Origin of the sequence: Alteromonas sp. D210916BOD_24 (assembly GCF_047159385.1) — a bacterium.
Taxonomy (GTDB): Bacteria; Pseudomonadota; Gammaproteobacteria; order Enterobacterales; family Alteromonadaceae; genus Alteromonas.
In genome coordinates this window covers 482,312-496,145 of the sequence record NZ_AP038333.1, presented here as the reverse complement: position 1 = coordinate 496,145, position 13,834 = coordinate 482,312, and the positions used below count along the sequence as shown (strand labels likewise).

Below are 13,834 nucleotides of genomic sequence, written 5' to 3'. Positions count from 1 at the left end.
TAGATAGGGTACTTTAACATTCTCTCTGTCAGTAGTCGGTCACAAGAAGCATGATATTACGTGTTTGAATGTCACGTAGGGAAAGGTAGTGTTGCAATAAAGTACTGGCTTTAATGGCGACATTAAAGCCAGCTTACTTAAATCACTTAATTACCTTAAGAGTAGGCTTACCCTTTTTAGGCGGAACAGGGGCATCATTGCCGTCGACTGCCGTGTCAGCCTCCTCAATTGATGTAGGACCACTGGGTTGTTGTGGTGACCCTGATTCGTCGTGCTGGCGCTCTTGCTGAGCACGGGCGATGTCTTCTTCAGTAGCAAAGACAGTACCGGCACCATTTTCTCTTGCGTAAATGGCCATTACGGCTTCACAAGGCATACTCAGTCGACGTGGCTGGCCTGAGAAGCGCGCCTGAAATGACAAACCTTCTATATCAAGCGAAAAGTTCACACAGGCACTGGGAGAGACATTCAAGACGATTTGACCGTCTTTAACAAACTCCTGTGGTACTTCCACCAAGTCATTAGTGGCATCCACCACAATGTATGGTGTTAAATCGTTATCAACAATCCACTCATAAAAAGCCCTAAGCAAATAGGGCTGGTTTGACGTCATAGCGGTCATAGTGGGTTGTGGATCTCACGCTCTTGGTCAGTTAATGACGCTTTAAACGAGCTACGTGAGAAAATACGATTCATGTATGCGTTGATCTCTTTGCTTCCTGCGCCATTAAGTTCAATACCCAATGCAGGTAAACGCCACAATAGCGGCGCTAAGTAACAATCTACTAAGCTAAACTCTTCGCTCATGAAATACGGCATTTCGCCAAATACAGGCGCAAGTGACAGCAAGGCTTCACGAAGTTCATTACGCGCTGATTCCACATCGCCTTCACCACGGAAGATACGTGCAGCAAGAGAGTACCAGTCTTGTTCGATGCGGTGCATCATTAGGCGGCTTTGACCACGTGATACTGGATAAACCGGCATAAGTGGTGGATGAGGGAAACGCTCATCAAGGTATTCCATGATGATATGCGACTTGTAAAGTACAAGTTCGCGATCAACAAGAGTGGGAACAGTACCGTAAGGGTTTAGCTCCAACAGATCTTCAGACAGATTGCTAGGATCTGTGTAGCTGATTTCAACACCCACACCTTTTTCTGCCAACACAATACGCACCTGGTGGCTATAAATATCAATTGTGTCAGAGAACAACGTCATAATAGAACGTTTATTCGCGGCTACGGCCATTCAATTTCCTCCGTCGAGAAACAAGTTTATGCCCACAAAAATGAGCGAATTACAAATGCCAAAAAAGGGGGCGAGAAGCCCCCTTTTGGTATTATACATAAATCTGTGCGATTAGTGCACTTCTCGCCAGTATTCTTTCTTCAGTAAGTAAACAAATACAAACAATACAGCGATAAAGATAAGTACCCACTTACCAATTTTTTGAGACTCTAGCTTAGAAGGCTCACCGGTGTACTCCAAGAAGTTCACAAGATCAGCAACGGCTTGGTCGTATTCGTCAGGCGACATTGAGCCAGTACCATCTGACTTAATACCCACATAACGCTTAACCATTTCACCGTCAACCATGTGCTCTTCATACGTACGCGTTGGCGTACCTTGAAGTGGTTGTAGTACGTGTGGCATACCTACCTCCGGGAACACGGTGTTATTTACACCAAACGGACGACTTTCATCTACGTAGAAAGAGCGCAAGTAAGTGTAAATCCAATCTTCACCGCGAACACGCGCTACAAGCGTCAAATCTGGTGGTGGCGCGCCAAACCAGCCGGCACCAGCCTCTTCAGGCATGGCACGGGTGATATAGTCAGCAACCTTCTCACCAGTGAACTGTAAGTGCTCTTGACCCAGTTCATCTGGGATCCCCAAATCTTGGAATGAACGCTGATAACGCTGATACTTCATTGAGTGACAGCCTAAACAGTAGTTCATGAACAATTGAGCACCACGTTGTAAAGACGCCTTATCAGTCAGATCGATAGGCGCTTTATCAAGGTGTACGTTTCCGCCCGCCGCAAGCGCTACGCCAGGTAGGAAGAAGGCTAAAAAGCACATCAATTTTTTCATTTAGAAATCCTCTCTGGCACAGGTTTAGTGTTTTCGTTTTTGCTGTACAAGAACAGTGCTATGAAGAAACCGAAATACATGACTGTCGCGATTTGCGATGCAATGATCTTCCAGTTCTCTTGTGGTGTACCACCTAGGTAGCCTAGGAAGATAAACACGATAGCGAACACAATTAGGTTTACTTTGTGTAGACCACAACGATAGCGCCACGATTTAACGCGACCGCGGTCAACCCAAGGTAGCGCGAATAGCGCAGCAATCGCACCAAACATTGCCAGTACACCGAATAACTTATCAGGAACCGCTTTCAAAATGGCGTAGAACGGCGTGAAGTACCACACTGGGAAGATATGCGCTGGCGTCTTCAGTGGGTTAGCAATTTCAAAGTTAGGGTGTTCTAGGAACTTACCACCCATTTCAGGGGCAAAGAACAACACATAAGTGAACAGTGCTAAGAACACACAGAATGCCACAAGGTCTTTAAGCACGATATGCGGGAAGAACGGTAATACGTCATCAGCAATATCATACTTGCTTGTATAGTACTCGTGAATTTCGTATTTCGTCTTTTCTGACTCAGGCAGTGAACCTTTCTTATGCTTAATAGCAATACCATCTGGGTTATTTGAACCTACTTCGTGAAGTGCGATGATATGAAGGAATACAAGAATTACGATAACCAACGGCAACGCAATAACGTGAAGTGCGAAGAAGCGGTTTAGCGTAGCGCCAGAGATAACATAGTCACCCTGTAGCCAGATAACCAGATCAGGACCCACAACAGGAATAGCACCAAACAGTGATACGATTACCTGAGCACCCCAGTAAGACATCTGTCCCCATGGTAGAACGTAACCCATGAAAGCTTCTGCCATAAGCGCAAGGTAGATAAACATACCAAACACCCATAGAAGCTCACGAGGTTTCTGGTAAGAACCGTATATCATGCCTCGGAACATGTGTAGATATACCACAATAAAGAACGCTGATGCGCCAGTACTGTGCATGTATCGAATGATCCAACCGTAGTCGATCTCACGCATGATGTATTCAACAGAAGCAAATGCGCCTTCTGAAGAAGGGACGAAGTTCATGGTCAACCAAATACCAGTAACAATTTGGTTTACTAAAACGATAGTCGCGAGGAAACCGAACACATACCAAAAGTTCATGTTCTTTGGCGCAGGGTATTGAAGTGCGTGCATGTTTGCTACGCGCATCATTGGGATGCGTTCTTCAATCCAACCTAGGAAAGCATTCATGTTAAGCAACCTCCGCTTCTGAGCCGATGATAACGGTGGTGTCATCAACGAACTGATAAGGCGGCACAACCAAGTTCAACGGTGCCGGCACGTTTTCAAATACACGTCCTGCCATATCAAACTTAGAACCGTGGCATGGGCAGAAGAAACCATCTGGAACCCCTTCAACCACTTCTTCGAAAGCGCCATCTTTAAGGTGCTGTGGAGAGCATCCTAGGTGCGTACAAATACCCACAAGAATCAGGTACTCTTCTTTCATTGAACGGAAACGGTTTTGAGCAAAAGTAGGTTGCTGCTCAGCTTCAGAGTTAGGATCTTTCAGCTTATCTTCGTGTGCGCCCAGTTCTTCAAGAATTTCAGGCGTACGGCGTACAATCCATACAGGCTTGCTTCGCCACATTACACGTACTAACTGTCCAGGCTCAATCCCGCTGATATCTACTTCAACGTCAGCACCAGCCGCTTTCGCTTTGGCACTGGGATTCCAGGACGCAATAAAAGGCACAGCAGCACCAACGACACCGACACCACCAACTACCGACGTGGCAACGGTCAAGAACCGACGACGAGTGTTGTTTTCTGGCTGGTTATCATTGTGTGCAGACTCTGTTGCATCTACAGATACATTGCTCATCCACATTTCTCCAGGTTTGGATAATTATGATGTGTAACACAAGCTTATACTGGTTTTATCGCGCTTGTGTCGTAGCATCATATGGCTTGTCATGAAAGCGTCGTAACAGCAAAAGTAAGCTGATATACGATGTCACGAAAGTTTACAAAATTTTCGACCGCAAATGATAAAAGAAAAGCCCTTATAAACACAAGGTTTTACTGATATTTAAGCGATAAATTAATTCTATAGGTGTGTTAAGTGTTAGTGAGGTAAGCAGCTAAAATCAAGGTTTTGATAAAATTTGAGGCTAAAAAGCGGCTCAAATTAAACCTTTGTTATTGTTATCGCTTTCATGTGCCCCCTTTTTGCGCTGCAGTAATTCCGTTAAATCGGGCTGCATCACGTCGATAGTTTTCACATCCCATATTGTGCTGGCGCGGGTTGGGCAATGGCGGCAGAGTGACCTATTCGTAAAGCAAAAAAAACCCGGCATAAGCCGGGTTTTTGCAATACAAAAAACGTAAAAATTAACGCTTTGAGAATTGTGGACGCTTACGCGCTTTGTGAAGACCCACTTTCTTACGTTCAACGCGACGTGCGTCACGAGTAACGAAGCCAGCTTTGCGAAGCGCTGGACGTAGTGCTTCATCATACTCCATAAGAGCACGAGTAAGACCGTGACGGATTGCACCCGCTTGACCGTTAGAACCACCACCTTTAACCGTGATGTAAACGTCAAACTTTTCAGTCATTTCAACAAGTTCAAGTGGCTGACGAACAACCATGCACTCTGTTTCACGACCAAAGTACTCGTCAAGAGCGCGTTGGTTTACTTTAATGCTACCTGTGCCTGGACGTAGGAACACACGAGCAGTAGAACTTTTGCGGCGGCCTGTGCCGTAGTATTGAGTATCTGCCATGTTAATAGCTCCTTAAATGTCCAAAACTTGTGGTTGCTGTGCTGTATGCTTGTGCTCTGCACCAGCGTAAACTTTCATTTTACGGAACATTGCGCGGCCTAGTGGACCTTTTGGCAACATGCCTTTAACTGCTTTTTCAATAACCATTTCTGGCTTGTGAGCAATTAGTTTTTCAAAGTTTGTCTCTTTAAGACCACCTGGGTAACCAGAGTGCGCATAGTACATTTTGTCTTGCGCTTTACGGCCTGTAACCGCTACTTTCTCAGCATTGATTACTACGATGTAATCACCAGTGTCCACGTGAGGCGTGTACTCTGGCTTGTGCTTACCACGAAGGCGTAGTGCGATTTCAGAAGCCAAACGGCCTAGAGTTTTGTCTGTGGCATCTACCACATACCAGTCACGTTGAACCGTTTCTGGCTTAGCAACAAAAGTTTTCATTTTCAAATTCACCCGAATAATATCGTCGTTACTGATTTCTGAACACCAGAAATCACCTTAAAATCAACACAATGACCCCTTCGAGCCGGCTGATTCTTCCACCTTCCCAAAGGTGGGCGTAACTGGGCAGGGCGCGAATTATACAGGAATTGATAAAAATGCGAACCCCTTAACACAAAAAATATGGATAAAATTCCATCATCTACCGATGACATGTCAAAAGAATTGCTGTAACGTCGAAAAGTTGCTTTAAGGTTTATTATAAAAACAAAATGAAAAAGTTATTTCACTTCACCTGTCTTGTCGCTTTAATTGCATGCTTGACTTCCCATGCTCACGGGCGCGACAACCTTATTTTTACTCGCGCATTTGCCGACAACGAGTATGGCACTTATGAAGTCGCCGTCCTTAAAGCGGCACTTAAAGCAACGCAAGAATATGGAGAAATCTCTCTATCGCCCCACCCAAACCCTATGAGTCAAAGCAGGCAGCTGTTCACATTGCTTAACGGTGATGCTGATGTTATGTGGAGTGTCACGGATCGTTCTCGAGAGCAAAAACTACTTCCCATTCGACTTCCCCTGTTAAAAGGATACGCCGGCTATCGGGTGTTCATTATTAATCCAGCGCGACAAAACGACTTTAGTCAGATCAGTGATGTGCATACGCTAAAATCCATGTCGTTAGTACAAGGTGCTGATTGGCCAGATTTAGCAGTATTAAAATCCAACGGTTTCGATGTGTTTAGCGAAGACTGGAGTCTTTGGTTCCACTCGATGTATTCTATGGTAGACAAGCAGCTAGTAGATGGCTTCCCTAGAAATATTATCGAAGTACACCGCGATATGGCACGGCACCCTGATAAGAAAGTGGCAATAGAAAAGCGCCACTTGTTAAGTTACCCCAATTATGAATTCTTTTTCGTTCATCCCGACAATATCGCCTTGGCCAACCGCTTGCGGGTAGGTTTGATAAGGCTACTGGAATCTGGGGAATTAGCGTCGTTGTTCAATCAGTTTGAATGGCACAAAACGGCCAGTGAAATAGCAAACTCTCCCGACCGAGTCGTGCATACTTTGCGCAACCCTTCTATTCCCTATACATTGTCCTATGCACAATGGGATAAGTACACTAAAGCCGCTATTCACGCGCTTAAACAAGAGCTTGAAACTAATCCTTAAGGTTTTCTTAAGGTTTTAGGGCTATGCTTACACTGAATATTATATTTCGAGTGTCTCATGCGCGTTTTACTGGTCGAAGATGACAAACCCCTTTCCAATGCTTTAGCACGGTCGCTGCACAATGCTAACTACACGGTGGACTGCGTGTATACCGGTAACGAAGCCTTATCTGCGCTACACGCGGCGCAAAATGACATTGTTATTCTCGATCTTGGCCTACCCGATCAGGACGGTATTGACGTGCTCAAAGCAATCCGAAAACGAATGCCTTCACTCCCCGTGTTAATTCTTACCGCGCGAGATAAGACTACTGATAAAATTTGTGGTTTAGACGCTGGCGCTGACGACTATTTAGCCAAGCCATTTGAAATTGCAGAACTGCTCGCCCGATTAAGGGTACTTGAACGCAGATTAGGTACTGCATCACAAAGCCTAATTACTGTAAAAAATGTCAGCCTGGATACAACCCACCACATTGTTTCTATCGATAACAACGAAGTTCACTTACCCCGCAGGGAATTCATGCTGCTGAAAGCCTTAATTGAGAACGCCGGGCGGGTGCTCAGCAAACATCAGTTAGAGAGCAAACTGTATGAGTGGGGAGAGGAAGTAGCCAGCAATACGATAGAAGTTCACATCAGCAATTTGCGAAAAAAAATGCCCGATGACTTCATAAAAACGGTGCGAGGCGTCGGCTATTGCATTTCCAAACCCGGAGGCTGAATTGTCGTCAATTCGCCGCTTTTTAATATTGACACTGATCAGCGCGCTAGTACTGGTTGTTTTTAGTGCTGCCCTGCACGGTTATCGCGCCACCTTGTCCATATCTAATAATTTACTCGATAACGAGCTTGCTGAACTAACCCAAGCTATTGCCTATGTTAATCACCATGAAAAAGCCGATGAACACAGGTTACTGTTCCAAATTTGGCATCAGGGACAGCTAGTAACATCATCCGCCAGTGCACTTACGTCACCACTTTCGTCTTTTCAAGAGGGGTTTTCTGAGCGTATCGCACTGGGCACGCGCTGGCGAGTACACAGTAAATACAATTCTGTCGACGATGTGTGGTATATGGTGGCACAACCTCTAAATAACCGCTTTATTTTAACCGATGCACTCACCGTCGCTGCCATTACGCCTTTTATAATTAGCGTACCTTTGTTAGCACTTATTTTATTTGTAGGTATTACTTGGGGACTATCGCCATTAAAGCAATTGTCACAATTATTGGCCAAACGACAGGGCAATGATTTTTCTGCTATTCGTTTATCTCGTGAACCCAGTGAATTACGCCCAGTCGTGATGACTCTGAACTCTCTATTTAGTCGATTAAGCGCTGCCTTTGAGCGAGAACAACAGTTTGCATCAAATGCCGCACACGAACTGCGGACACCATTGAGCGTAATGAAGATAAACATTCACAATATTGCCAATGAGCTGGGGGAAAAAGGCAGTTTACTTAACTCGCTACAACGAGATACCGATAGAATGATTCACGCGGTGAATCAATTTTTACTACTCGCCCGAACCAGTCCCGAAACGTATGCAGAGCAGCGGGAGGCTGTCAACGTCTACCACGTAGCGCAAGAAGTCATCAGTGACTTGTACAGTAAAATAGAAAGTAAGCAACAAGAAGTGTCTTTAGAAGGTGATGAAGTATACCTTCACAGTGTTCATTTTATGCTGTATACCTTGTTGCAAAACTTAATTACCAATGCCAGCCATTACTCCCCTATTGGTGCTCAAATTATGGTTAAAATTATTAAACGGGAACACGGGGTAGTGCTTAGTGTGTGCGACTCGGGTCCGGGTATAGCATTAAGTGAGCGGGCAAATGTACAAAAGCGATTTCAGCGAGCTGCAAACAGTAAGTCCACAACGGGTAGCGGGCTGGGACTTGCCATCGTGGCGCAAATTGCAGCACTTCACAATGCCAATGTGACCCTTGGCGATGGCGAGTTAGGTGGGTTAGAAGTCGCCGTTGAGTTTGGCTATGACAGCATATTGTAAATCAGCCCTCGCGGTCATATTGAGTTTCAGCGCATTTCATGTCCCCAAAGCATGGGCATTGCCCGAAGTGGTGGTGGAAATTAAAAATCACCTTTTTTATCCCCAAGATGTCGTCGTACCCGCGGGTAAAAAGGTACGCCTCACCTTTATTAATTTTGACAGTACTCCCGAAGAAATAGACAGTTTTGCCTTAAATCGCGAGAAAGTAATTTTTGCTAATAGCAAGGGGACTATCTTCATCGGTCCATTATCGCCAGGCGAGTACCCTTTCTTCGGTGAATTTCACCCAAACAGTGCCGTGGGAAAAGTCGTGGTCAAAAGTGCAACGGAGAGTGCTAATGTTAATTAATACCGTAGTGCTTTTCTTAAGAGATACACTCCCAATATTTCTACTTATCAGTGTGTTGCTAGCGCTACCCGGTGTTACAAGAAAGTCTCTGCTCGTACACGGTGGCGTGTTAATCGTGTTAGCACTGATTACCTATTCCCATTTAAGTTGGATTTCTGAGTTTGCCGATGGTATAGGTTTTGAGCTGTTCAAATCTTTTTGGCTCGTGGTTGCTTGGATAGGAATGTGTTTCATCGCCTTATTGCTTCCTTCTCGCCTCACTACAAACCACATTGGGGTAGCCCTATTGGTTTTGGGAATTGGATTGCCTAATAGTCTGCACTTTATGGTGTATTTCGTCTCTGAATTAACCCGAAATAACGACAGCTCACTATTGTTATTGGGAACGACTATCGGCTTAGGTATCTGTGTCAGCATTGCCATATTACTTAATATCGTACTTACTCATTTTCTTACACCCACAATGACGTACTTTTTCACTTCTCTGTTTGTTGCTGCACAAGTTGCTAATGTTGCGCTTTTACTTGAACAAATTGATATTTTTCCAGCACCCTATCAAATCTGGGACAGTAGTCGCGTGGTAAGTGACAACAGTGAATATGGCCACCTGCTAAATGCTTTAATCGGTTATGAAGCAACCCCATCTGTGAGCTACCTGGTGCTGTTTATAGTGACTTTTTGTGTACCTGTAGTGATAAGCGTTATTTCCAAATCGCGTCATTCGCGAGAAATGTCAAAGGAGGCTGCGCAATGAAGTACGCGCTTCTGTGTTTTTTCATAGTGTTTCTCCTCTATCCCTGTGCGGTAAAGGCAGATAATTTTACGGTAGATAAGGTCTATCACCCTTATGTCCTGCCTTTTGAGCGGGAATTCGAATGGCGACTTACGTCACGCCAAAATGACAATGGCAACGTACTGATGCAACGTTTTTCATTTGGTCACGCGCTTTCTGAGTTTGTTATTTTAGAAACGTATATCGTGGGCGCACGTGATGAAAACGACGACTTTGGTGTGGAAGGGTATGAGCTTGAGCTTCGTTGGATGATGACGGAGCAAGGCCAATATTGGGCTGATTGGGGGACCCTTTTTGAGATTGAAAAGCAGCACAATACCAACGATTGGGAAGTCAAAGCGGGGGTATTAACCGAAAAGGAATTTGGTCAATTTAGCCTTACAACTAACCTTAGTGTCGTATACGAGTGGGGTGAGAGCGTTCCCAATGAATGGGAAAGCGAATTTAAAGCAAAATTTCGCTATCGCTGGATCCCTGAAGTTCAACCGGGTCTAGAATTGTATATCGCAGAGGACTTTATTGGCATTGGGCCGGCCTTTATGGGGATCAAGCGCTTTGATAGACAACAACAGTTGAAATGGGAGTTGGGTTTTATTGCAGGGTTTAATGGCGACAATAAAGATCACACTTTGCGCATGTCGCTGGAATATGAATTCTGAGTATCCTGAACCACTAATTTAATCTCAGATACGGCACCTTAAGCTTTTCTTAAGGTTTACTCGCTACATTTACCGCGATTTCCATTTACCGCGCTAAATAGTATGCAAGAACTTCAAGTCAGTATTGTCCTGCCCGCCAAAAACGAGGCCAAAAACTTACCCGCATTGCTTAAAGAAATTGCTCAGGCAGTTTCCAAAGAGCACGCTGAAATCATTGTGGTCGATGACGGTAGTAATGACAACACCCTTACATTACTAGACACCCTTACTGCAGAACTGGCTATTCAGTTACATGTGCTAACACATTCTCATAGCTGTGGGCAAAGTACGTCGGTTTATCACGGTGTACTAGCTGCCAGGGGGAAATGGATAATTACGCTTGACGCAGATGGACAAAACGATCCCGCTGATATACCTAAGCTACTGCTTGCTGCCAATAAAACCCAAAGTCCCCACTTTTGTGTAATTGGACATAGGCAAAAACGCAAAGACACGAAATGGAAAAAAATTCAGTCTAAAGTGGCTAATTCTGTCAGACAGCTGATCCTTAAAGACGATACGCCTGATACAGGTTGTGGCCTTAAGCTATTACCCCGCTCCACCTTTATGCTGTTACCTTATTTTGATCATATGCATCGTTATATTCCAGCGCTGACTAAACGGTTAGGCGGTGAGATTATTTGCGTCCCCGTCAATCACCGCGCCCGTTTAGAAGGACAGTCAAACTATACAGCATGGAATCGTGGGTGGGCCGGTATTATTGATATGTTAGGGGTGCGTTGGTTAATGTATCGCAATAGGATCCAAACTATCGCCAACGGTCTTTCCCATGACAAGTGATCGCGTTTCAATGAAGGGGATACTGCGCTTTGTAAGCGGTACTATTTTCATCGCAGTATTATGTTATCTGTGTTTACAACTCACTGGCGAAGTATGGCAGCACAGTGATGACCCAAAGTGGCTTTCCTCTTATATCACTAGTAGCCCCCCACATCACTTGGCGCTTATATTGAGCTGTTTTGTGGTGTTAATGACCATGGGATTTCCAAGACAGGCAGTGAGCTTTTTCTGCGGTGTGGGTTTTGGCGCATTAACCGGTGGTCTCGTTGCCCTGTTGCTAACCGGTTTATCAGCTTGTATCGCCTACGCGCTAGCGAGTGGCCCCCTACACGCACTAGTGACCCGGTTATTAGGCAATAAACTGGCGTCTATGCAGCGGGCGCTTGCCCAAAATAGTTTCCGCCAAGTGCTGATTGTAAGATTATTTCCGGTGGGATCTAACTTAGTGACTAATGCCCTAGCTGGGGTATTAAAGGTACCATTCATCCCTTTTATCAGTGCCAGTCTGATAGGCTTCATTCCGCAAACGTTACTATTCTCTTTACTTGGAAGTGGTTCTCGATTCGTTAGCACGTTTGAGCAACCTATTCAAATTGTGGGGCTACTTGTAAGCATACTGCTTCTACTTTCCTTAACCAGCTTCTCGCGCAGGACACCTAACTCGTGATAGCAAATTTACGTTTTACTGCCCCTCATTCACCCGCGATGGCACTGTTTATTTTCGCATGTATTATTATCTTATCGGGTATCGGTCTTCGCGACGCTTGGCCACCAGATGAACCTCGCTTTGTCCTCGTCGCCAAAGAAATGGTGGAATCTGGTCAATGGCTTATTCCTATGCGGGGTGGTGAAATTTATCCCGACAAGCCCCCAGTTTTCATGTGGTCAATTGCGTTTATATATTGGTTAACGGGCAGCTTGAAAGTTGCCATGTTACTGCCAAATGCTGTGGCAAGCATTGTTACCCTCGCACTCACCTATAAGCTGTCCAAAAAGCTAAGTGGTGAACCCGCGGCCATGCTTAGTATGCTGGTGTTATTGCTCTGCCCGCAATTTCTCATTCAAGCTAAATTTGCCCAAATAGATGCCATGGTTGCCTGTTTTATTTGGATAGCGGTGTATGGGTTTATCCAGCATTATTATGTCAAGGCGAATTGGCGATGGTATTTTGTAGCTTGGGCATTCATGGGGCTTGGTATCATCACCAAAGGTGTCGGTTTTCTCCCCATACTTTTGCTATTACCCATTGCTTATTTCACGGTGTACAAAACCAGATTAAATGCATGCTGGAAAAAGCGCGCGTTACTTGGTCCGCTAATCATGCTTGGTGTAATTGGGCTATGGCTGGTTCCCCTGTTATACCTAGGGCTTTATCAGCAAGAACCTGACATACAGCGCTATTTGTCGAACATTCTCTTTAAGCAAACTGCACAGCGTTATGCCAATGCGTGGCATCACATTGAACCTTGGTACTATTACCTTGTAGAAGTTATACCTGTATTTTGGCTTGCGGCCATCGCAGTGCTGGTTGCCAGGGCTAAATATGTAAAATCTGCGCTCGTTGCACATCAGGCTTATGCATCGTTGTTCATATGGGTGATACTTGTAGTGGTATTCTTTAGCATTAGTCCAGGTAAACGCGGGGTGTATGTCCTTCCCGCCCTACCCGCATTAGCCATGATTGCCGGCTTGGTCCTGGCTAAATACGGTACGCCATCCCTTCTGGCCTACACGGCTCGTGGGATCACGTTTGTTTTGTCACTAACCATACTAAGTGTTGGCGTAATTTTACTTTTCCATGAACCCACTGCCACTAAACTGATTAGCCGCTATCACAGTAGCAGTGAAACGCTGTTTAATCTAAGTAGGATGTGTCTGTTTTTGGGCACCTCCGGGCTGCTAACCCACTTGTTTTATGTACGAAGCTCCTCTAAAACCAATCAGGCAAAGTCGACACTGACAAAGTCGCAAAACCCAGCTTTAGCCTATCAATTGGTGATTTGGGTAGCACTAATGGGCGTGATACCCACCACCATCGGCTCGGGTATATTAAATGAAGTCAGAACACCTACGCGAATTCTCGATAATGCCGCGGTAGAGATAGCCAAACGTTCCACTGAAACAAAGGCCAATGTCGCTATAGTGAGCTTTAAAGAGCAATATTTATTATTTGCGCCTTTTGATGTAACCCATTTCGGATACCACACCCCAAAAAACCAAGAAAACGGTACAGCGTGGGCGTGGCTTACGGGTGCATTGGATAAGCAGCACCATACTGCCTCAACGGAATTGCCTCAACATAGCGTGCGTTTCATATTGGCGCCTAAAGAATATATTTTTGAATGTGTTGACTTAACTCAAGCCATTTCCCTTGGCGTTGCGCATCGCGACGAGTGGTTACTAATCCCTTCTACTGCGGCAAATAAAAGCTGTCCACTACCTGTCGATGGGCCAGTATACCCAAACAAGAACGATCAATAAGACCTGTAGAAACTTACCTTACGTGTTCTTCAGTACCTTGTAAGCCGTTTAGGCCAGACGGATGTGTGAATACCAAACAAAAACCATCCACCTGGCCTAAACAGCACGCAGGTTAAACTCAACATAGAAATGTTCCTTCTTCCGCAGCCCGCGGTGTGAAAAGTTTAAATACAAAGGTTAA

Annotated in this window: 16 protein-coding genes; 9 read left to right on the top strand and 7 right to left on the bottom strand. The window is 45.0% G+C overall.

Going from position 1 to position 13,834, the window contains the following annotated elements; genetic code table 11:
• Positions 1-142 precede the first annotated feature (142 nt).
• The 7 genes from ACMCM8_RS02180 to rplM all read right to left on the bottom strand — a co-directional run bounded on the left by ACMCM8_RS02180 (position 143) and on the right by rplM (position 5,336).
• Complete coding sequence (locus tag ACMCM8_RS02180; RefSeq protein WP_412725005.1) at positions 143-622, bottom strand: ClpXP protease specificity-enhancing factor; 480 nt, start codon at positions 620-622, stop codon at positions 143-145.
• Complete coding sequence (gene sspA, locus ACMCM8_RS02175) at positions 619-1,251, bottom strand: stringent starvation protein SspA (RefSeq protein ID WP_412725003.1); 633 nt, start codon at positions 1,249-1,251, stop codon at positions 619-621. Before sspA ends, ACMCM8_RS02180 begins: the two co-directional genes overlap by 4 nt.
• A gap of 111 nt (positions 1,252-1,362) precedes the next feature.
• Positions 1,363-2,097: a cytochrome c1 gene (locus ACMCM8_RS02170; protein WP_412725001.1), complete on the bottom strand. Its 735-nt coding sequence runs from the start codon at positions 2,095-2,097 to the stop codon at positions 1,363-1,365.
• The gene (locus ACMCM8_RS02165; protein ID WP_412724999.1) at positions 2,094-3,359 is read right to left on the bottom strand and encodes a cytochrome b; all 1,266 of its coding nucleotides are present in this window, start codon (positions 3,357-3,359) and stop codon (positions 2,094-2,096) included. The genes ACMCM8_RS02170 and ACMCM8_RS02165 overlap by 4 nt, the downstream gene beginning before the upstream one ends.
• 1 nt (position 3,360) lies before the next feature.
• Entirely contained in the window at positions 3,361-3,993 is a 633-nt protein-coding gene (petA, locus tag ACMCM8_RS02160; protein ID WP_412724997.1) for a ubiquinol-cytochrome c reductase iron-sulfur subunit, read from the bottom strand.
• A gap of 509 nt (positions 3,994-4,502) precedes the next feature.
• Positions 4,503-4,895: a 30S ribosomal protein S9 gene (gene rpsI, locus ACMCM8_RS02155; protein WP_014948330.1), complete on the bottom strand. Its 393-nt coding sequence runs from the start codon at positions 4,893-4,895 to the stop codon at positions 4,503-4,505.
• Positions 4,896-4,907: 12 nt separating this feature from the next.
• On the bottom strand, positions 4,908-5,336 hold the full coding sequence (rplM, locus tag ACMCM8_RS02150; protein WP_014948329.1) for a 50S ribosomal protein L13: 429 nt from the start codon (positions 5,334-5,336) through the stop codon (positions 4,908-4,910).
• Positions 5,337-5,608: 272 nt separating this feature from the next.
• Between rplM and ACMCM8_RS02145 the strand changes: the two genes are divergently transcribed.
• From ACMCM8_RS02145 to ACMCM8_RS02105, 9 genes are all read left to right on the top strand, one after another.
• Entirely contained in the window at positions 5,609-6,517 is a 909-nt protein-coding gene (locus tag ACMCM8_RS02145) for a hypothetical protein (RefSeq protein WP_412724995.1), read from the top strand.
• A gap of 57 nt (positions 6,518-6,574) precedes the next feature.
• Positions 6,575-7,240 carry a response regulator gene (locus ACMCM8_RS02140; RefSeq protein ID WP_412724993.1) on the top strand — a complete coding sequence of 222 codons (666 nt, stop codon included), beginning with the start codon at positions 6,575-6,577 and terminating at the stop codon, positions 7,238-7,240.
• 1 nt (position 7,241) lies between these two features.
• A complete protein-coding gene (locus tag ACMCM8_RS02135; RefSeq protein WP_412724991.1) occupies positions 7,242-8,531 on the top strand; it encodes an ATP-binding protein in 1,290 nt (429 codons plus the stop codon).
• Entirely contained in the window at positions 8,515-8,880 is a 366-nt protein-coding gene (locus ACMCM8_RS02130; RefSeq protein WP_412724989.1) for a cupredoxin domain-containing protein, read from the top strand. Before ACMCM8_RS02135 ends, ACMCM8_RS02130 begins: the two co-directional genes overlap by 17 nt.
• Positions 8,870-9,634, top strand: a complete 765-nt coding sequence (locus ACMCM8_RS02125; protein WP_412724987.1) for an FTR1 family iron permease — start codon at positions 8,870-8,872, stop codon at positions 9,632-9,634. Before ACMCM8_RS02130 ends, ACMCM8_RS02125 begins: the two co-directional genes overlap by 11 nt.
• A complete protein-coding gene (locus tag ACMCM8_RS02120) occupies positions 9,631-10,332 on the top strand; it encodes a hypothetical protein (RefSeq protein ID WP_412724985.1) in 702 nt (233 codons plus the stop codon). Before ACMCM8_RS02125 ends, ACMCM8_RS02120 begins: the two co-directional genes overlap by 4 nt.
• Before the next feature lie 102 nt (positions 10,333-10,434).
• Complete coding sequence (locus tag ACMCM8_RS02115) at positions 10,435-11,172, top strand: glycosyltransferase family 2 protein (RefSeq protein WP_412724983.1); 738 nt, start codon at positions 10,435-10,437, stop codon at positions 11,170-11,172.
• On the top strand, positions 11,162-11,839 hold the full coding sequence (locus ACMCM8_RS02110; RefSeq protein ID WP_412724981.1) for a TVP38/TMEM64 family protein: 678 nt from the start codon (positions 11,162-11,164) through the stop codon (positions 11,837-11,839). The genes ACMCM8_RS02115 and ACMCM8_RS02110 overlap by 11 nt, the downstream gene beginning before the upstream one ends.
• Positions 11,836-13,653, top strand: coding sequence for an ArnT family glycosyltransferase (locus ACMCM8_RS02105; RefSeq protein ID WP_412724979.1), 1,818 nt, complete (start codon positions 11,836-11,838; stop codon positions 13,651-13,653). The genes ACMCM8_RS02110 and ACMCM8_RS02105 overlap by 4 nt, the downstream gene beginning before the upstream one ends.
• Positions 13,654-13,834 lie beyond the last annotated feature (181 nt).

Excerpts from the sequence above, each read along its gene's own strand:
- ACMCM8_RS02180 (WP_412725005.1), bottom strand. The coding sequence starts at position 622 with ATGACCGCTATGACGTCAAACCAGCCCTATTTGCTTAGGGCTTTTTAT.
- sspA (WP_412725003.1), bottom strand. The coding sequence starts at position 1,251 with ATGGCCGTAGCCGCGAATAAACGTTCTATTATGACGTTGTTCTCTGAC.
- ACMCM8_RS02170 (WP_412725001.1), bottom strand. The coding sequence starts at position 2,097 with ATGAAAAAATTGATGTGCTTTTTAGCCTTCTTCCTACCTGGCGTAGCG.
- ACMCM8_RS02165 (WP_412724999.1), bottom strand. The coding sequence starts at position 3,359 with ATGAATGCTTTCCTAGGTTGGATTGAAGAACGCATCCCAATGATGCGC.
- petA (WP_412724997.1), bottom strand. The coding sequence starts at position 3,993 with ATGAGCAATGTATCTGTAGATGCAACAGAGTCTGCACACAATGATAAC.
- rpsI (WP_014948330.1), bottom strand. The coding sequence starts at position 4,895 with ATGGCAGATACTCAATACTACGGCACAGGCCGCCGCAAAAGTTCTACT.
- rplM (WP_014948329.1), bottom strand. The coding sequence starts at position 5,336 with ATGAAAACTTTTGTTGCTAAGCCAGAAACGGTTCAACGTGACTGGTAT.
- ACMCM8_RS02145 (WP_412724995.1), top strand. The coding sequence starts at position 5,609 with ATGAAAAAGTTATTTCACTTCACCTGTCTTGTCGCTTTAATTGCATGC.
- ACMCM8_RS02140 (WP_412724993.1), top strand. The coding sequence starts at position 6,575 with ATGCGCGTTTTACTGGTCGAAGATGACAAACCCCTTTCCAATGCTTTA.
- ACMCM8_RS02130 (WP_412724989.1), top strand. The coding sequence starts at position 8,515 with ATGACAGCATATTGTAAATCAGCCCTCGCGGTCATATTGAGTTTCAGC.
- ACMCM8_RS02125 (WP_412724987.1), top strand. The coding sequence starts at position 8,870 with ATGTTAATTAATACCGTAGTGCTTTTCTTAAGAGATACACTCCCAATA.
- ACMCM8_RS02120 (WP_412724985.1), top strand. The coding sequence starts at position 9,631 with ATGAAGTACGCGCTTCTGTGTTTTTTCATAGTGTTTCTCCTCTATCCC.
- ACMCM8_RS02115 (WP_412724983.1), top strand. The coding sequence starts at position 10,435 with ATGCAAGAACTTCAAGTCAGTATTGTCCTGCCCGCCAAAAACGAGGCC.
- ACMCM8_RS02110 (WP_412724981.1), top strand. The coding sequence starts at position 11,162 with ATGACAAGTGATCGCGTTTCAATGAAGGGGATACTGCGCTTTGTAAGC.